17 protein-coding genes and 1 tRNA gene are annotated in these 18,637 nt (G+C 58.6%); 10 read left to right on the forward strand and 8 right to left on the reverse strand.

Features of this window, described 5'->3' with window-relative positions; all coding sequences use genetic code 11:
* Positions 1–227: 227 nt before the first annotated feature.
* Together J7412_RS10220 and J7412_RS10225 are read left to right on the forward strand one after the other, a co-directional pair.
* Entirely contained in the window at positions 228–1,643 is a 1,416-nt protein-coding gene (locus J7412_RS10220; RefSeq protein ID WP_209078555.1) for a GMC family oxidoreductase, read from the forward strand.
* A complete protein-coding gene (locus tag J7412_RS10225) occupies positions 1,643–2,044 on the forward strand; it encodes a hypothetical protein (RefSeq protein WP_209078556.1) in 402 nt (133 codons plus the stop codon). The genes J7412_RS10220 and J7412_RS10225 overlap by 1 nt, the downstream gene beginning before the upstream one ends.
* A 282-nt stretch (positions 2,045–2,326) precedes the next feature.
* Here J7412_RS10225 and J7412_RS10230 read toward each other — a convergent pair.
* Positions 2,327–2,400, reverse strand: a tRNA-Cys gene (locus J7412_RS10230).
* Between the two features lie 244 nt (positions 2,401–2,644).
* On the opposite strand from J7412_RS10230, the gene J7412_RS10235 reads away from it, so the two are divergent.
* The 3 genes from J7412_RS10235 (at position 2,645) to J7412_RS10245 (ending at position 5,829) form a co-directional block, all read left to right on the forward strand.
* Entirely contained in the window at positions 2,645–3,298 is a 654-nt protein-coding gene (locus J7412_RS10235) for a protein-L-isoaspartate O-methyltransferase (RefSeq protein ID WP_209078557.1), read from the forward strand.
* A 43-nt stretch (positions 3,299–3,341) separates the two neighbouring features.
* A complete protein-coding gene (locus J7412_RS10240) occupies positions 3,342–4,760 on the forward strand; it encodes a TolC family outer membrane protein (RefSeq protein ID WP_209078558.1) in 1,419 nt (472 codons plus the stop codon).
* Positions 4,761–4,833: 73 nt separating this feature from the next.
* Positions 4,834–5,829: a hypothetical protein gene (locus J7412_RS10245; protein WP_209078770.1), complete on the forward strand. Its 996-nt coding sequence runs from the start codon at positions 4,834–4,836 to the stop codon at positions 5,827–5,829.
* A 196-nt stretch (positions 5,830–6,025) separates the two neighbouring features.
* On the opposite strand, the gene J7412_RS10250 is transcribed toward J7412_RS10245, so the two are convergent.
* Entirely contained in the window at positions 6,026–6,346 is a 321-nt protein-coding gene (locus J7412_RS10250; RefSeq protein ID WP_209065235.1) for a DUF6280 family protein, read from the reverse strand.
* A 219-nt stretch (positions 6,347–6,565) separates the two neighbouring features.
* Here J7412_RS10250 and efp point away from each other — a divergent pair, with 219 nt between their 5' ends.
* A complete protein-coding gene (efp, locus tag J7412_RS10255; RefSeq protein WP_209065234.1) occupies positions 6,566–7,129 on the forward strand; it encodes an elongation factor P in 564 nt (187 codons plus the stop codon).
* An 81-nt stretch (positions 7,130–7,210) separates the two neighbouring features.
* Entirely contained in the window at positions 7,211–7,684 is a 474-nt protein-coding gene (locus J7412_RS10260; protein WP_209078559.1) for a GNAT family N-acetyltransferase, read from the forward strand.
* 5 nt (positions 7,685–7,689) lie between these two features.
* On the opposite strand, the gene J7412_RS10265 is transcribed toward J7412_RS10260, so the two are convergent.
* A complete protein-coding gene (locus tag J7412_RS10265; protein ID WP_209078560.1) occupies positions 7,690–8,433 on the reverse strand; it encodes a folate-binding protein YgfZ in 744 nt (247 codons plus the stop codon).
* 73 nt (positions 8,434–8,506) lie between these two features.
* Between J7412_RS10265 and J7412_RS10270 the strand changes: the two genes are divergently transcribed.
* Positions 8,507–9,196, forward strand: a complete 690-nt coding sequence (locus J7412_RS10270) for a TIGR04283 family arsenosugar biosynthesis glycosyltransferase (protein ID WP_209078561.1) — start codon at positions 8,507–8,509, stop codon at positions 9,194–9,196.
* On the opposite strand, the gene J7412_RS10275 is transcribed toward J7412_RS10270, so the two are convergent.
* Positions 9,197–11,071: an ABC transporter ATP-binding protein gene (locus J7412_RS10275; RefSeq protein ID WP_348540489.1), complete on the reverse strand. Its 1,875-nt coding sequence runs from the start codon at positions 11,069–11,071 to the stop codon at positions 9,197–9,199.
* Between the two features lie 200 nt (positions 11,072–11,271).
* On the opposite strand from J7412_RS10275, the gene J7412_RS10280 reads away from it, so the two are divergent.
* Positions 11,272–12,468, forward strand: coding sequence for an aminotransferase class V-fold PLP-dependent enzyme (locus J7412_RS10280; protein ID WP_209078562.1), 1,197 nt, complete (start codon positions 11,272–11,274; stop codon positions 12,466–12,468).
* A gap of 3 nt (positions 12,469–12,471) precedes the next feature.
* Here the strand turns inward: J7412_RS10280 and J7412_RS10285 are convergent, their stop codons facing one another.
* Entirely contained in the window at positions 12,472–12,666 is a 195-nt protein-coding gene (locus J7412_RS10285; RefSeq protein ID WP_209078563.1) for a hypothetical protein, read from the reverse strand.
* Positions 12,667–12,738: 72 nt separating this feature from the next.
* Positions 12,739–13,845, reverse strand: coding sequence for a pyridoxal phosphate-dependent aminotransferase (locus tag J7412_RS10290; RefSeq protein WP_209078564.1), 1,107 nt, complete (start codon positions 13,843–13,845; stop codon positions 12,739–12,741).
* 120 nt (positions 13,846–13,965) lie between these two features.
* Here J7412_RS10290 and J7412_RS10295 point away from each other — a divergent pair, with 120 nt between their 5' ends.
* Complete coding sequence (locus J7412_RS10295) at positions 13,966–14,757, forward strand: crotonase/enoyl-CoA hydratase family protein (RefSeq protein ID WP_209078565.1); 792 nt, start codon at positions 13,966–13,968, stop codon at positions 14,755–14,757.
* A 134-nt stretch (positions 14,758–14,891) separates the two neighbouring features.
* Here the strand turns inward: J7412_RS10295 and J7412_RS10300 are convergent, their stop codons facing one another.
* Together J7412_RS10300 and J7412_RS10305 are read right to left on the reverse strand one after the other, a co-directional pair.
* Positions 14,892–15,218, reverse strand: a complete 327-nt coding sequence (locus J7412_RS10300) for a DUF1992 domain-containing protein (protein ID WP_209078566.1) — start codon at positions 15,216–15,218, stop codon at positions 14,892–14,894.
* Between the two features lie 40 nt (positions 15,219–15,258).
* Positions 15,259–18,393 (reverse strand): valine--tRNA ligase, encoded by a 3,135-nt coding sequence (locus tag J7412_RS10305; RefSeq protein ID WP_209078567.1) that lies wholly within the window; start codon positions 18,391–18,393, stop codon positions 15,259–15,261.
* Positions 18,394–18,637: the final 244 nt, after the last annotated feature.

Genomic DNA, 18,637 nt, shown 5'->3' on the forward strand with positions numbered 1-18,637 from the left:
CCCCGGAAAACAGATATTTTAAAGAATGTGCACAACTAACTGTCTCATGGCGTTGCTTCTTGGGCCATTGGCGAAATTTGACGCGAGTGAAACGGTTGAAATTATTGCATGTAGGAATCTCAAAAGCGGTATATGGTGATTCCAAAGGTTGTACACGTTGATTTAATACCAAAAAGAATCCAGCACAGATGAAAGCAATTATTAGCTGAGCTTTCAGGATTTTATAAATGCTTAAACTTATTGAAATTGCCGACGCAGCTTCTCGAAGCTGGGATATGATAATCGTTGGAAGCAGTTTTGCCAGCATGTTCTTTTTGAGAGCGCTGCCATCCAACCTTCGTGTTCTGATAGTTGAAAAAGGTCCCTGGGTCAGTCATGCCAATGCGCTCGACGTCCGAAGTCACGCAAATGCGTTAGAAACAATTGCAATGGATAACCTGTCAGCTCACAAAAAGCTGTGGGTTGCCCACTCTAAATTTGGTGGAAACTCAAATTGTTGGTGGGCGCAAACGCCTCGCTTCCTTCCGGATGACTTCATGCTTTGGTCGAGATTTGGCATCGGAAGGGATTGGCCAATCACCTATGACACTTTGGAGCCTTATTATTCTGAAACTGAGGCGATAATGGAGATTGCCGGTGATGGGCGGGAATTTCTGCACCCCATGTCCCGACCATATCCGTATCCAAGTCATTCTCCAACGCGCCATGAATTCCGACTTCGTGCCGACAGCTATTGGGTCCCAAATGCGACAGCACGCAGCAACGGTGGTTGCCGCGCAATCTGCTGCGGAAATAATGTCTGTGGACTATGTCCAATAGATGCCAAATTCTCGATTTTGAACGGTTTGGAGTTGTTCGATCGCGATAACACGTTTTTGCTTCTTGATAGCGAAGTCACTCGGGTGCTCGACCTGGCGCGCACCTCGGTCAGTGGAGTGGAAATACGACAGCGGACGAATAGCTATAAGGTCAAAGCTGACAGAGTTGCGTTGGCCGCCAACGCGTTTTTTAATGCATCCATTCTGCTGAGATCAGGAGATGAAAACCCGAGCACGGGACGTTACATCCACGAGCAGGCGTCAAAAAACATAAGCCTGACAGCGCCGGGTCCGGGGTATTATGGCGGCACGTCGATCACTGGGCACAATTATAAGTTCTATAAAGATGCTGACCGAGGGGCTCGCGCGGCAGTATTGATCGAGAACTTCAATATTCCTGCCATACAACTTGTGCCGGGTGCCGTGACCAACACCATGAACATCAAACTGATCGCCGAGGATATACCTCAGGCAAGAAATCAGGTGGTTCTAGATGATGGAGGCGTTCCAAAGGTGATTTGGCATGGCCATCATGACTATGCTTACAACGGTATAGATTACGCGGCGGCAAACCTGTCTGAGATTTTCCCTTGGCCTGTGTCTGTTGTGAACGCGTCACCAGTAAATGTAACCGAGGCGCATATCCAAGGTACCTGCCGCATGGGACACAGCGGAGACGAAAGTGTCGTCGATGCAGATCTGCGTAAACACGGTAATGACAACCTTTGGGTCCTTGGGGCGAGCGCCTTTCCATCCAGTTCTCCAGCCAATCCGACATTGACGTTGTCCGCGCTCTCTTTGAGGGCAGGAACCAAGGTGACGTGATGAAAAGGCGTGTGTTCCTTTTATATATGCCAGCGGTCGTGATAGCGGGAGGCGGGACGCTCGCACTCCGGCGCGGTTTGGCGGCAGAACACGCCATCATAGAGCGGTTTTTTGGCAAGGAGATCGCGCAACACACGACGACGCAGGCGTTTCTGCAGTCCTACGTGGCGCCAGACGTTGGATTGGTTCGACAGGCGAAAGACTTCATCAAGTCAGTGCTCGGGGAAACCTCAAGACGACGCGAACAGCACTTGCTGTTGCAGCTTGTTCAGTCAACCAATGTTGTTTTGTTTGCCGAGGGTCGCGTTGAAAACTACGAGTTTTCGGGGATTTCCGATCCATACGTCTCCCCCTGCGCCAATCAATTGACGTCAAATTGGTTTGTGGATGTTGGCGGGTGAGTGATCAGCCCGATGCGAGAGGCCTCGTTTGAATGTAAGTGCATGATGAGCCGGGGCTCCATTGGGGGGAGCGCAATACTTGCCTTTTTGAGCCGCGTTGCAGGGTTTCGGGCGTCGTGGCGCACACCTGGTATTTCCGACCCTTTGCCGACAAAGGCACGAGGGAAGAGTTTGGTAAGCTGGTCTGTTCTGAAGGAGCGTATAGTCTATGACACTGAGCCAGTTAGGCGGAAATCTGTTGTTCCAACGCTGTCAGTGGCTTCCGTCCGCTAAGGGAATAAGTGGAGGCGAGTACCGGAATCGAACCGGTGTACACGGATTTGCAATCCGCTGCGTCACCACTCCGCCAACTCGCCATCCGTGGTGTTTGGGATCTCCCAAAAGTGGCGCATAAATGATCCGAATCTGAGGCGGGTGCAAGCCCCTTTTTCAGAATGCTGCGCAATCCTGCCACAAAAAATTAATCGCAAGCAGGCCTTATGAGGCGGCCTCCTTTGCGCAGACATGCCACAGGTGACGCAAAAGACAGATCGACTCCGTTGCTGTGACTGCGCAGTTGTGGCAAGACTTTTGCAGAGAGTCTCCTTCCATGGGATTGAAATGACTGACTTCGCTGAACTTCGCACCACCATGGTGGACACACAGGTCCGCCCGTCAGACGTGACAAAATACACGGTGATTGAGGCCCTTCTGGAGGTGCCGCGTGAAGCGTTTGTGCCGACAGGGCAGCGCGCCGCGGCTTATGCCGACACCTGCGTCTCGCTGGATTCGGGGCGGGTGGTGCTGGATGCGCGCACATTTGCGAAGATGCTGGACGCGCTGGATATTCAGAACGAAGAGCTGGTGCTCGATATCGGCACCGGGCTGGGGTATTCCTCCGCGGTCATCGCGCGCATGGCGGAGGCGGTGATTGCCGTTGAGGATGACGAGTCCCGCGCTTCTGAGGCGCAGACCACCTTGAGCGAGCAGGGCGCAGACAATGCGATTGTGCATACCGGCGCGCTTGCTGAGGGCGCAGCAGAACACGGCCCCTATGATGTGATCCTTTTGCAGGGCGGCGTTGAAGAGCTTCCTGCAACGATTCTTGAACAGCTCAAAGAGGGTGGCCGGATTGGCGCCCTCTTTGTGGAAGGTGCGCTGGGGGTTGTGCGCATCGGGTATAAAATTGATGGCCAGGTCAACTGGAGCTTTGCGTTTAATGCAAATGCGCCGGTCTTGCCCGGTTTTGAGAAACAGCGCGCTTTTGAATTATAAGCAAAACAGGCACCTTGCGCGGATAGAAAAAGAGGCAGCAAAAATGTTTCACACTTTCAAAAAAACGGCCCGGCATGGCATGCTTGCGCTCTCGCTGACCGTTGGGTTGAGCGGGTTTGCTCAGGCGCAGACGCTTTCAGACGCGCTGGCCACCGCTTATGAACACAGCGGTTTGCTTGAGCAAAACCGTGCGTTGCTGCGTGCTGCCGACGAAGATGTCGCGGCCTCCACCGCCTTGCTGCGTCCGATCATCAACTGGTCTGCCAGCATTGATCACAACTACAGCGCCAACCGCTCCAGCGCGACCGGCAACCGCCGCGTCACCGACTGGGCGACCAGCAGCTCTGTGGGCATCTCTGCGAGCATTTTGCTCTATGACAGCGGCGCGACCAAAAACGCTGTGGAAGCCACAAAGGAAACCGTGCTGGCCACCCGCCAGTCGCTGGTTTCTGTAGAGCAGCAGGTGCTGTTTGACGCGGTACAGTCTTTCATGGACGTGGTGCGCGATAAGGAAATCGTAGAGCTGCGCATCAACAACCTGCGCCTTCTGGAGCGCGAACTGCAGGCCGCACAGGACCGTTTTGAGGTTGGCGAAGTGACCCGCACCGACGTGGCGCTGGCCGAAGCACGGCTTGCCGGTGCGCGCGCCTCTTTGGCGGCAGCCCAGGGCGATCTCGCAGCAAGCGAAGAATTTTACGCAGCGGCTATTGGCTCGCGTCCGAACAATCTTGTGACCCCGACCTCTCTGCCAAGCGCGGCCAATTCGATTGAAGAAGCCAAAGCCGTGGCCATCCGCTCGCACCCGGACATGCGCCGCGTTCAGCACGAAATTCTGGCGGCTGAGTTCAACGTGAACCGTGCGCGCGCGGTTATGAACCCGTCGCTGAGCTTTGAATCCTCGGTGGCCACGACCCAGCGTTTTGACAACGACAACTACAGCGAAGGGGCAAACTTCGGTGTTGTGGTCTCCGGCCCGATTTATCAGGGCGGCCGCCTGTCGGCGCTGCTGCGCCAGAGCATGGCACGCCGCGATGCGGTGCGGGCCTCCTTGCACCTGACACGCCACAATATCCGTCAGCAGGCGGGCACGGCATGGTCGCGCTTTGTGGCTTCTGGTTCGCAAATTCAGGCCAGCGGCCGTCAGGTGGATGCAGCGCGGATTGCATTTGAGGGTGTTCGTGAGGAAGCCAAACTGGGCGCACGTACCACGCTGGATGTTCTGACCGCAGAGCAGGATCTGCTCGACGCGGAAGCAGATCGAATCACCGCACAGGCGACACAGATTGTGGCTGCCTATGGTGTGCTTTCCTCCATGGGGCTGCTGACGGTGGATCACCTGAACCTGCGAGTGGAGCGCTACGATCCGGAAGCCTATTACAACCTGGTTAAAGACGCGCCAGCGCTGCGCTCAAAGCAGGGGCAACAGCTGGACCGTGTGCTGCGAGCCATTGGGAAAGAATAACAATTTTTCCTATCTGTTGTGCCGTTCATTCCCAATCGTTACACTCGCGGTGAGGTAAGAGCGGTAATCAACGATGTCTGACGCGGTAACAAATACTGAAATCGAAGATGTGTTGTCTTCCATTCGCCGACTGGTTTCTGACAACCGGTCGGTTGATGCACGGGATGACGATGCGTCTGAGGACGCGGCCGCTCCGTTGTCTGCCTTTCGTGGCGAGGCTGAGGTTTCGACTGAGGCCCAGACAGAGGCTGACGAAACAGCGTCTGCCGCAGATGCGCCGCTTGCGTTGGTGTTGACACCGGCGCAGCGTGTGCCGGAAGCGGATGACTTGCCGGAGGCTGATGTAGAGAGCGCTTCGGCTGAGGGCGAGGAGACGCTGGCGTCGACTCGTCAGGCGGATGAGTTTTCCTTTGATGCGGATATCGTGCGGGCCTCCAAAGAGGATCCTTACGAGCCGAAAGACCCTTTTGCATTGTCCCCGCTGGAAGCCGAAGATGATCTCGACATCGAGGCTTTTGCAAATGAAGCCCTCTCAGACAGCGATGAATATGCTGTCGAAGAGGAGGCGCTTTCCTCTGTCGAAGATGTGGTAGAGGCGGCGGACGCTGAGGCCCAAAGTGACGCGGCCGAGGTGACGGAGGAGGCAGCAGATCTGCCTCAGGAGCCGATCGAGGAAGATCGGCCATTTGACTTCAAGCAAGTTCTGGAAACACGCATTCATCAGTTCCGTGATGCTGAAACCGCAGAGGATGTTGCCGCCATTGATATGGCAGCAGCAGAGCGGGCGCATCATGAGGAGGATGTTGTTGCGGCGGAGTCCATGATGGCGGATCTGGAAGGCAAGATACATGAAGAGGTCGTGCAATCCGCAGAATTGCCCGGCATCGAAGAACTGGCGGAGACGCTGGAAGAGACCTCTGAAATCGACGAGGCAATGCTGCGCGAGATGGTGGCAGACATTGTGCGTCAGGAGCTTCAGGGCGCGCTGGGTGAGCGCATCACGCGCAATGTGCGCAAGCTGGTGCGGCGGGAGATCCATCGCGCGCTGGCCGCGCATGATCTGGGCTGACCAGCAACCGCGCACCACGGCTTTTGCACCTTGAGCGCGCAGGTCTTTTGCCTGCTTCATCCAGCGATGAAATCAGCGATACCCCAGTGATTTCCCGGTGATACCACAGCCGGTTTCGGCATTTGTGCATGGCATTAGAAAACAAAAAACGCGCCCCTTTTAGGCGCGTTTTTTGTTTGGCAGCTTGTGGCTTGCCTTAGGCAGCTTCTGCCTGAGCAGCAGCATTGCGGCGTTCGCTTTCTTCACGCGACAACGCAACAGAGGTGCGAACACCCTTGCCGACAAATTCCATCAGCCCTTCGACCACGCGTTCGTTCGGGTCGATACCGGCGCAGGACAGCACTTCGCGACCGTCGCGGGACCGCGCCCAACGCGCGATTTGCTCCGGACCATTGCCGTATTTTTTGTCGTCCGCAATGGCATCATCCAACGCAGCCAAAACAACTGCCGCAAAGAGTTTGCGGGCGCGGTTGCCTTGTTCATTGTTGTAAGCCGCTGCATCAACGAAATCGGTCATCTCGTCGTCCTTGTGTTATTGCTCTTGTGTTTTTCGGCGTGCCGCTCCTTATGAAGCATTCCGCGCGATTCGGGTAGCCTGTATTTGCATAGCTTCTATGCGTGAAGTGCATATCGCTCAAAAATCGGGCTCCGCATCGGGCCTCCTTGCCAGCTGCCGACTGGCCAGATATAGGAGGCGAAACAACTCAATCAACCTTTTTTCTATCGGTTTCTGAACATGCCAAAGATCAACGGAAATGAAATTCGCCCCGGCAACGTGCTGGAGCACAACGGGGGTCTTTGGGCCGCCGTCAAGGTCGACCACGTGAAACCCGGTAAAGGTGGCGCATTTGCACAGGTCGAAATGAAGAACCTGCGCAACGGCTCCAAACTGAACGAGCGCTTCCGGTCTGCCGACAAGGTAGAGCGCGTGCGTCTGGAGCAGAAAGACCAGCAGTTCCTCTATGAGGATGACGGTATGCTGATCTTCATGGACACCGAAACTTATGAGCAAAATCAAATCTCTGCGGAGTTGCTCGGTGAGCGTCGCCCGTTCCTGCAGGACGGTATGACCATCGTTGTGGAGTTCTATGAAGCAGAGGCGCTGAACGCGACACTGCCACAGAAAGTGACCTGCAAAATTGTCGAGACTGAGCCGGTTGTGAAGGGCCAGACAGCGGCAAATTCCTTCAAGCCAGCGGTGCTGGACAACGGTGTGCGCGTGATGGTGCCACCGTTTGTGGGGCAGGACGAAGATATCGTCGTGAACACCGAAACCATGGAATATTCCGAGCGCGCATAAGTCGCGCACGGACCCTTTTCCCCGCGCAATCTGCCGGGGGCAAAACCCAAAAACCTCCGGCCAACAACCGGAGGTTTTTTTATGATCCGCATTTTAGCAATAGATGAGATCGGCATGATCCTGCCGCTTTCGGCGCAGGTGCAGGTGATTCACGCGGCCAAACACCCAGAGCAATACTGCGCGGAGGTGCCAGAGGCCGCGGCCAAGGCGTTTTTTGAGGAAAAGATTCGCGACGGCGCGCAGCTCTTTGTGGCCGAAGATGAGGGTGGCGCTGTCTGTGGGTTCTTGCTCGCGGTGCCAAGCCGCCGGGAAAGCAATCCGTTTGTTTATGCCAGCGCGCTCGTGGAGCTGGACCAGATCTGCGTGGATGAGCGTTGCCGCGGGCAGGGCATCGGCGCGGCGCTGATCGGCGCCATGGAGCGCTGGATGCGGGAAGAAGGCTATGGGGAATGGAGATCGGTCGTGCATGACTTCAATGCCCATTCCCAGAACCTGATGCGCGGGCAGGGGGCAAATGTGCTGGCGCTCCGGTTTCAGAAAACCCTCACGCCTTAGCATGCTCAGCCCTTATAGGTGACGGTGGCCTCTCCGGCGGTCATGCCGTCCCCTGCACGGTCAAAGCGCAGATAGGCCAGCGCCTTGCCGCCGGACTGGCTGTAGAGTTTGCCGACTTCGCGCCCGTCGCGCAGGATTGGCGTGCCCACAGGGGCATCGCCGTCGATCTCGACCAGAGCGAGGCCTTTGCGCAGCTCGGTTTTGTGCTTCATGCGGGCGGTGACTTCCTGGCCGACATAGCAGCCCTTGCGGAAGTCCACGCCATTGAGGCGCTCAAAACCCATTTCCAGAATGTAGCTGTCGCCATCAAGCTCGATGCCGGTGGAAGGCACCTGATTGACCACGGTTAGCGCGGTCCAGTCTACGGTGTCATCGGTTTGCGCAGCCTCACGATAGGCGCGCCAGCCAAGTTCCGTGTCACGCGGGTCGGGCGCGCCATCCTCCGGCGTGTCGCCAAGACCGCGGTGCAGGTGCAGGTCGGTTTCCGAAATCGCCACATCCGCGCGCAGTTTGTACATGCTGAGACGTTGGATCAGCGCAGGGGCCTGAGCCGCATCTGCATCCAGCAGAATGTCTGCGCCGTCGCGTTTCAGGAAAAAATCCGCGATGTATTTGCCCTGAGGCGTGAGCAGCGCGGCATAGAGCAGACCATCGCTCAGATGGTCCAGATCGTTGGTCACAAGCCCTTGCAGGAAGCTTTCGGTGTCGGCCCCGCTGAGGCGGAGGATCTTGCGGGCGGGCGTGGTCATGCGGTTCGTCCTGTTCTTGCGTACTCTTCTCATATAGAAGCGCTTCTGCCGTGCAACAGGGCAGGACAAAGAAATGCGCGCTCCACTCAGTGTGATCATCCCGACGCTTAACGCTGAAAAGGCGCTGCCTGCCTGTCTTGGCGCGCTCTATGCCGGTGTGTCTGCTGGGATTTTGCGCGAGTTGATTGTGGTTGATGGTGGCTCTGAGGATCAGACGCTGGCCATTGCCGATGAGGTTGGGGCGAAGATCATCCGCACCCCGCCCTCGCGCGGCGGGCAGCTGCGTCAGGGCGGGGAGCTGGCCACCGGCGACTGGCTTCTATTCGTCCATGCCGACACTGTGTTGTCTGAAAACTGGGTAGAGGCGGTGGAGGCCAGACTGGGCCAATCTGACAAAGCCGGATGGTTCACGCTGGCCTTTGATACGCCCGGACCTGCGGGGCGGTTTGTGGCCGGGTGGGCCAATCTGCGCAGTCAGGTGTTTGGTCTGCCCTATGGTGATCAGGCGCTGTTGATTTCGCGGCGGCTCTACGGGCAGCTTGGCGGCTATGACGACATCCCCTTGATGGAAGACGTGGCCTTGGCGCGGCGCTTGGGGCGCAAACGGCTGGTGCGTCTTGATTCGATCGCCACGACCAGCGCCGAGAAATACCGCAGGCAGGGATGGCTGCGCCGCGGGCGGCGCAACCTCTTGACGTTGCTGAGGTATTTTCTAGGCGCCAAACCGGAGACGCTGGCGGCGTCTTACCGGAAAGGCAGCTGATCAGCGCCGGAACGCGAGACGGTCAAACAGCCGTCCGACAAAGGTTTTCTGTTCCGCTGCCTGATCCTGACCGATGGATTTCACAGGCTTGAGGGCACGCGCCTCAGCGGTTTCGCCGCTGGTTTTGAACTGCAACTCATGCAGCTCCGCATAGACCCCGCCACGGGCCAGAAGCTCGTCATGGGTGCCTTCGTCGACCACGACGCCTTTGTCCATCACCACGATCTTATCCGCCTCGCGCACAGTGGAAAGGCGGTGGGCGATGACCAGCGTGGTGCGGCCGGTGGAGAGCTTGTCTAGCGCGGCCTGCACGATGGTTTCAGAGCGCGTGTCGAGTGCTGAAGTGGCTTCATCAAGCAGGAGGATCGGCGTGTTGCGCAGAAGCGCGCGGGCAATCACTACCCGCTGGCGCTGTCCGCCAGAGAGGTTGGAGCCGCGCGGGCCGACCTGTGTGTTGAGCCCGCCAGCGAGCTTGGGCAGGAAATCCGCCACATGAGCTGCTTTCAGCACCTCTTCCAGCCGGGCATCATCGACGTTTTGCTGATCCAGCACGATGTTTTCACGCAGCGTGTCGTCAAACAGAACCGCTTCCTGAGAGACCACAGAGAACAGGCTGCGCAGATCCGCCAGCGTCATGGCGCGGTTGTCGACCGTGCCGATCTGGCTGTGGCCGTTTTGAGGATCCACAAGACGTGTCAGCACGTTAAAGAGCGTGGATTTGCCTGCGCCTGAGGCGCCGACAATGGCGGTGGTCTTGCCGGCCTCGGCCACAAAGCTGGTGCCGTTGAGCACTTTCACATCGCCATAGGAGAGATGCACGTCTTTGAGTTCGATGGCGGGAACGCCTGTCGGGGCCGCAACCGGTGTGGTGGGCGACTGGATGGTGGGCTCCGTTTCGACCAGCTCCTTGAGCCGTTCAATGGCGGCGGCGGCCACTTGCCAGCGTCCGGACAGACCTGCGAGGCGGCGCAGCGGTTCAAACATCATGCCAAGGGCGGTGAAGAAGGCCATGAACTGTCCCACGGTCTTTTCGCCAGCCACAATCTCCCCGCCGCCGTAGAGCAGCACGCAGAAGAAGCCGATGCCTGCGGTGATGTCGATCATCCCGGCAATGGAGGAGGTTCCAAACGTGGAACGGACCTCGGCGCGCACGAGCTGTTTGGTCCAGGCTTTGAATTTGCCGCTCTGATAGCGTTCCAGAAGGTTCAGCTTGACCGGCACGATGCCGTGGAAAATCTCATCCAGCAAAGTTGCGATCTTTGCCCCATGATCGCGCGCTTCACGGGCACGGCGGCGCACAAATCGCTGGGCGGCCAGAGAGGGCATCACCAGAAGTGGCGTGCCAACGCAGGCCACCAATGTCCAGCGCCAGTCCACGTTTACGGCCACAGCCACAAGCGCGATCATCGACATAAAGTCTCGGCCAGCCCCCATGATGAAGCTCGACCAGACACCGTTTATGGCGTTCACGTCTGCCTGAACCCGTTGGATCAGGTAACCCGGTGGATGGGTCTGATGAAAGGCGTTGTCCTGAATCATCATTCTCCCCAGCAGATCGCCGCGCAGATCCGCGGCTGAACGTTGTGAGGCCGCAGTCATCATCGTTTTGTGGGCCACGCTTGTGACGCCGCGCAAAAAGAAGATGAAGGCAAAAATAAGCCCGACGCTCCAGAGTGCGTCGGTGTTTTCGCCGGCAAAGGCGTTGTCAAACATCGGTTCCATCATCCAGGCCATCACCCCCAGAGAGGATCCCTCGATCGCCATAAGAAAGGCAGAAGCGATCAGTAGCCACTTGTGCTTCTTCAGGTATTTGCGCCAGAGCCAGGAAAGCAAATAGCCGTTGTCTTTTGGCGGTTGGCCGTCGGTGTTGGTCACGTGTGTCGCCCTTGTCGGCAGTGATCTGTCTGTCTTGACCTTTACAGGGCGGCGCGGTCTGAAACCAGTGGGAATGCGGATGGCGTTTCTTTGGGTGCATCACCAAATGCGAAGGGCTGTCGCACAAACTGTGATGGTGCAGGAATTGACGCGGCAGGACTTCAAGATACTGTTTGCGCTGAATCTATTCGGAGACCCTCATGCAACTCTCACAAGGACAGACCTACCTCGCGATTCCCGGACCATCGGTGATGCCGGAGGCTGTCTTGCGGGCCATGCACCGAACGGCCCCCAATATCTATGAGGGGGAGCTGATCGACCTGACAGCAGGTGTATTACGCGATCTGAAGAAAGTGGCGCGCACGGAACATCACGCGGCAATCTACATCGGCAACGGCCATGCGGTCTGGGAGGCCTCGCTGGCCAATGTTGTGGAACCGGGTGACAAGGTTCTGGTGCCCGCGGCAGGGACCTTTGGCCATGGTTGGGGAGAAATGGCGGTTGGTCTTGGGGCGGAGGCCGAGGTGATCGACTTTGGCCGCCAGTCCCCGATTGATCCGGCCCGAGTGGCCGAGGCGCTGGCCGCTGACGTCACCCACGAAATCAAGGCGGTGCTGGTCACCCATGTGGACACATCCACATCGCTGAAATGCGACGTGCCAGCGCTGCGCAAAGCCATGGACGCGACCGGGCATCCGGCGCTTTTGATGGTGGATTGCATTGCCTCATTGGGCTGTGACCGTTTTGAGATGGACGCCTGGGGCGTGGATGTGATGGTGGCGGGGTCCCAAAAGGGGCTGATGGTGCCTCCAGGCATGGGGTTTGTGTTCTTCAACGAAAAGGCGGCGGCGCGCCGTGCGGAACTGAAGCGTGTGAGCCGCTATTGGGACTGGGCCCCTCGGGTCAATCCGGATGTCTACTACCAGCATTTCTGCGGTACCGCGCCGACCCATCATCTTTATGGTCTGCGGGTGGCGCTCGATATGCTGATGGACGAAGGCATGGAGCACGTCTGGCAGCGCCACGAAACTTTGGCACGTGCAATCTGGGCGGCGAGTGAGGTCTGGGGGGCAGGTGGCCCGCTGGCTCTGAACGTCGCGCAGGCGCAGGATCGCAGCACTGCTGTGACCTCTCTGCAGATTGGCGCGGAGCACGGCACGCGCTTGCGCCGTTGGTGTCAGGACAACGCCGGTCTGACGCTTGGCATCGGGCTTGGCATGGCCACCGAGGAGGATCCGCAAAGCGACGGCTTTTTCCGGTTTGGCCATATGGGGCATGTGAATGCCCAAATGATCATGGGGCTGTTGGCCACGGTGCAGGCGGGCATGATGGCGCTGGATATTCCCCACGGGCCGGGCGCGGTGGAAGCGGCGGCCAAGGTGATTGCTGAGGCCTGAAGTTTACGATCTGGGCGCGTGCCGGTCTTTGCGGCGCGCGAGCCGATCAATGCCTGCGTTCAAAATCACCGCCAGCACCATCACTGCGGGCATTCCCCAAAGAATAAAGATCAGAACAAAGACCCACATGAGGTTTACAAACCCCATGACCAGCGCGGCGTTGGTGTAGTTCGGTGCAGACTGTACCGGACCTGACATTGTGCATTCTCCTACAGACAGACTACCCCGAGTTTGCCCGCACCATAGGAAAATATTCGTGAACAGGGCGGGCTAGCCGGAAAGTGCCGACAGCGTCTCGCCAAGAGCGGCGTCAAACAGGGCCAGATCCTCGGCAGGGGCGCAGCTGACGCGGATGCAGCGGTTTTGCGGCTCTACAAACGGCATACGCACAAAGATGCCGCGCGCCACGAGGCCTTCAAGCACCGATTTGGCAAAGGCGCCGTCCTGGCCGCAGTCTATGGTGACAAAATTGGTCGCTGAGGGCAGAGCCTTCAGGCCATGCGCGGTAGCGATGCGGGTGATTTCAGCCCGCGCGGCCGCAACCTTGTCACAGGTGGAGTGCAGCCAGTCGTTGTCCTCAAGTGCGGCCAGCGCCCCGGCCTGTGCGGCGCGGTTCATGCCAAAATGATTGCGGATCTTCTCAAAGGCGCGGATCAGCTCCTTGGCCCCCATGGCATAGCCCACACGGGCACCGGCCATGCCGTAACCTTTGGAGAAAGTGCGCATGCGGATCACACGCGGATCTTCGATCTCCACCGGGGCGGCGGTGCCTTCTGGTGCGAGCTCCACATAGGCTTCATCCAGCAGAAGCAGGCAGCCCTCAGGGATATTGTCAAACTGTGCGGCGATATCAGTGCCTTTGAACCAGCTGCCCATCGGATTGTCGGGATTGGCGAAGTAGACAAGCTTTGCGCCCACTTCCGCGGCCTTGGACAGCAGCGCAGGCAGGTCTTCCGCGTCGTCTTTGTAAGGCACCGCGTGCAGCACACCGCCAAAGCCTGCCACGTGATAGTTGAAGGTCGGATAGGCCCCGAGCGATGTGACCACCGCATCACCCGGCTCAATCAGCAGGCGGACCAGATAGCCAAGCAACCCGTCGATGCCTTCGCCAACCACAATGTTGTCGGCGTCGACCTTGTGATGGGCGGCCAGCGCGTGGCGCAGCTCAAAACTTTCCGGATCGCCATACATCCAGATGCCATCTGTTGCCTGTGCCATGGCGGCAATGGCTTTGGGAGAAGGGCCAAAGATGTTTTCATTGGCACCCATGCGGGCGGCAAACGCGTGGCCCAAGGCGCGCTCCTGCGCTTCGGGGCCGACAAAAGGAACGGTGGCGGGCAGGCCTTGGGCCAATTTGGTATAGCGAGGTCCGGTCATGGCGCGGAAGGTGCCGCATATGCTTATGCGGGACAAGTGGAATTGCCCTCACGTCAGGGTGGATTTTTGCCGGAGCGCGTCGGAGTGTGTGGCAAGTATTGCCTTTGGGAGGAGAGCAGCATGGCCCGCGTTTCTGTAGAGATTGAGAACCACATAGCCCGCGTGACTTTGACACGCGGAGATAAAATGAATGCGCTGGATCCGGAGATGCTGGAGGCCATTGCAGCTGCGGGCGAGAGCCTGATGGACAACGAGGACGTCCGCGTGGTGGTGCTCTCAGGCGAAGGCAAAGCCTTCTGCGCGGGGCTCGATGTGATGTCCTTTGGGGCGATGGCGGGCAAGGATCCGGAAGAGCTGTTGATGCCGCGCCGCTTTGGAAACAGCAATCTGTTTCAGCAGGTGGCCATGGTCTGGCGCAAGCTGCCGGTGCCGGTGATCTGCGCGCTGCAGGGCGTGGCCTATGGCGGCGGGCTGCAGATCGCGCTGGGCACGGATGTGCGCTTTGCCGCGCCGGGCACGAAGATGTCTGTGATGGAGATGAAATGGGGCATTGTGCCGGATATGGGCGGCATGGTGCTTCTGCCGCAACTCACCCGCTCCGATGTGATCCGCAAGCTGACCTACACCGCGACCCCGTTTGAAGCGGCGCAGGCTGCGGACTGGGGGCTGGTGACCGAGGTGGTGGACGATCCGCTGGCCGCAGCGCTGGCGCTTGCTGAGGAAATCGCAGGCAAAAGCCCTTCGGCCATTCGCGCAGCCAAAGCGCTGATCGGGTTTGCAGAAACCCACGCGGCGGATGAGGATGCTGTGCTGCTGGAGGAAAGCCGCGTGCAGACCACGCTGATGGGTAAGCCGCATCAGATGGAGGTGATTGCCGCCAATCTGCAGAAACGGGCACCGGTTTTTAAATAAGCGCGGGACGTGCGGCTGGTTTTGTGCGCAAGCTTTGCGGCATTGCCGGCCGGTGTAGTGATCAGGGGCAATGAAGCACATGGGGGCCAGCCCCCATACCCCGGGTATATTTGACGAATGGGAAAGCCCAAGGGCTACTTCAGGAACTTGCGGTAGGCATCGCGTTCGATGTTATAGGCCAGTTCCAGCTCGGAGATTTTTGCCATCAGGCGCTTTTTCTCCGCAGGATCTGTGGCTTGCTGCCAGTCCTGTTTGGCCGCCTCAAGCGCCTCTTTGAGTTTGAATTCCCGCGGCAGAACGCCTGCGCGCGCCATGATGGAGTGGCCCACAGAGGTGGCGGCATCTTCACCGTCATGACGTTTAGGGAGTGGTTTGCCTTCGCCCTCAAGACCGCTCAGCTGGCCCTGTGCCTGAGCCTTTTTGATCTGACGTTCGATGAGGTTTGAAAAGCTGCGGATCATGCCCAGAGAATAGGCATGATCCGTCTGGTTTTAAAGGGCTTCAGTCCAACTCTGCGAGCTTTGCCAGAGCGCCTTTGATCTTGGCCTCTTCGGCCTCACGCGCGGCGAGGTTTTCACGGGCTTCTTCCACCACCTCATCCGGCGCAGAGGCGACGAATTTGGGGTTGTTCAGACGCCCGCGCAGACCGCCAAGTTCCTTGGCGAGTTTGCCAAGACCCTTCTCAAGGCGGGCTTTTTCCGCATCAATGTCGATGATGTCGGCAAGCGGCAGACCAAAAGTCGCGCCATCGACCGCCACGGTTGCGGTGCCTTTGGGGAACGCGGCGACTTCCTCAAGTGACACCACACGCGCGATCTTGAAGATCAGCGCCTGGTTGGCGGCAAAGGCGGCGCGGTTTTCCTCGGTGATCTCGCTCACAACCACATCGATTTTTGCGCCCGCGTTCACGCCCATCTGGGCGCGCACGGAGCGGATGTTGTCGATCACGGAAATCACCCAGTTCATCTCGCGGTCGGCTTTGGCGTTGACAAACTCTGCCGCCGTGTAGGCCGGCCAGTCGGCGTGCACCAGCATTTTGGCGCGGTCGCCAAGGTTGCCCCAGAGCTCTTCGGTGATGAACGGCATGATCGGGTGCAACAGGATCAGGCACTGGTCGATGACCCAGCGCATGGTGGCTTTGGTTTCGGCCACCGCTGCGGCGTCCTCTGAGGAGAAGAGCGGCTTGGAGAACTCCAGATACCAGTCACAGACCTTGCCCCAGACAAAGGCGTAAAGCGCGCTGGCGGCATCGTTGAAGCGGAAGCTTTCCAGCGCCGCATCGAACTCTTCGCGCACTTTTGCGGTTTCGCCGACAATCCAGAGGTTTGCGGTCTGGCTGAGGGTATCACCGCTCCAGGCTGTGACGTCGTCTTCAAACACGCCGTTCATCTCGGCAAAGCGCGCGGCGTTCCAGAGCTTGGTGCCGAAGTTGCGGTAGCCCGCGATGCGCTGCATGTCGAGTTTCAGCACGCCGCCCAGAGCCGCCATGGCCGCAGAGGAGAAGCGCAGCGCGTCAGCACCGTACTCATCAATGATCTCCAGCGGGTCCATCACGTTGCCGGTGGATTTGGACATCTTCTTGCCCTTGGCGTCGCGCACAAGACCATGCAGATAAACCGTGTCAAACGGGATCTGATCGACCACAGCAAGCTGCATCATCATCATGCGCGCGACCCAGAAGAACAGGATGTCCTGACCGGTGACCAGCGTGGAGGTCGGGAAGTATTTTGCCAGTTCGTCGGTCTGCTCAGGCCAGCCCAGTGTGCCGATGGGCCAGAGGCCGGAAGAGAACCATGTGTCGAGCACGTCCGGATCACGCCAGACCGGGAAGACCAGCTTCAGCGGATCCTGATCCACCACAAATTGCGCGAGGCTTTCGGCCAGCATGTGGATGGCTTCATGTTTGTCCGCGACCTCAACCACTTTGGCGTTGTTCAGCGGTGCGGGGATGTTGGCGTTGTCGTCCAGAAACTGCGCGGCGACATCGTCAAAGCTTGCGGCGCAGTGCATGACATTGCCCCGGTGCAGCATGCCGCCTTCGCCAAGCAAACGGCCCATTTCAACAAGATCAAGCGCGCCATTGGTCTCGTCGTCTTTGAAGTCCTCTGCGGACAGATCAAGACCGTACCACACCGGTATCTGGTGACCCCACCACAGTTGGCGGGAGATACACCAGGGCTCGATGTTTTCCAGCCAGTGATAATAGGTTTTCTCACCGGACTCCGGCAGAATTTTTACGGTGCCGTCGCGCACCGCGTCCAGCGCCGGGCCGACCACTTTCTCTGCATCCACAAACCACTGGTCGGTCAGCATGGGCTCGATCACCACTTTGGAGCGGTCCCCAAAGGGCTGCATGATCGGTTTGTTTTCGACCATCGGCACCTCTCGGGTGGCCTCATGGCCTTCCTCATCGACGTAGGTCTCCGCGAAGGTCACGGCGAGGCCTTCTGATGTGATCTGCTCGACCACCAGTTTGCGCGCCTCAAAGCGATCCAGCCCGCGCAGCTCGTCTGGCACGAGGTTGACCGCGTCAGCTTGGTTTTCGGTGAGAGTTTGTTCGCCTTTGGCCACAGCCATCGCAAGGGTGGCGGCAGAGGCGTAGTCTTCGCCGTCCGCGCGCATCGCGCCTTTGGTGTCCATCAGGCGGTACATCGGAATGCCGCCGCGCTTGGCGACCTGATAGTCGTTGAAATCATGCGCGCCGGTGATTTTCACCGCACCGGAGCCGAAGTCTTTGTCCGGGTATTCATCGGTGATGATCGGGATCAGGCGGCGGTGCTCTTTTGGCCCAACCGGGATCTCGCAGAGCTGGCCAATGATCGGCGCATAGCGCTCATCAGACGGGTGCACGGCCACAGCGCCGTCGCCCAGCATGGTTTCAGGCCGCGTGGTGGCGATGGAGATATAGTCACGCTCTTCTTCCAGCACGACGTTGCCGTCCTCGTCCTTCTCGACATAGGTGTAGGTGGCGCCATTTGCGAGCGGGTATTTGAAGTGCCACATGTGGCCTGCGACTTCGATGTTTTCCACTTCGAGGTCGGAAATCGCGGTTTCAAAATGCGGGTCCCAGTTCACGAGGCGCTTGCCGCGATAGATCAGGCCCTTGTTGTACATCTCAACAAAGACTTTCAGCACCGCATCGTGGAAGTTGCCGCCCGCCACATCGGCCGGGGCACCGGGTGCGCCGGACATGGTGAAGGCTTCGCGGTCCCAGTCACAGGACGCGCCAAGGCGCTTGAGCTGGTTCACAATGGTGCCGCCGCTTTCGCCTTTCCAGTCCCAGACTTTCTCAAGGAATTTCTCACGGCCCAGCTCGCGGCGGGAGGGTTGCTGGGTTTCGGCCAGTTTGCGCTCCACAACCATCTGGGTGGCGATGCCCGCGTGGTCGGTGCCCGGCTGCCAGAGCGTGTCAAAGCCCTGCATGCGCTTCCAGCGGATCAGGATGTCCTGCAGCGTGTTGTTGAACGCGTGGCCCATGTGCAGCACGCCGGTCACATTGGGCGGCGGGATCATGATGCAGTAGGTGGAGGCCCCGGGCTTTGCATTTGCGCCTGCGGTGAAGCAGCCTGCTTTTTCCCATGCGTCATAGAGCCGGCCTTCGGCTTCGGCTGCGTTGAAGGTCTTTTCCATCGCCATTGGTCTGATCCCTTTTGTCGGTCGGGCCGTTTATCAATCGGACCTGTCTCTAGCGAAAGCGCAGGCAAAGGGGAAGCGGGAAGCGGGGAGAATTGCTTAAAGCTTGGTGATCAAGCGCATCTGCACCGCAAAGGACGGGTTTGCGGGGTGTTTTGTGCGGGATGGCGGAAAAGCGCCCCCGCCCCATTGTTGTGCCAGAGGGCATGGGGCGGGCGCGCTCTTCTTACAGGTCAAAAATACCCAA

It is taken from the genome of Shimia sp. R9_3 (genome assembly GCF_017743755.1).
GTDB lineage: Bacteria > Pseudomonadota > Alphaproteobacteria > Rhodobacterales > Rhodobacteraceae > Shimia.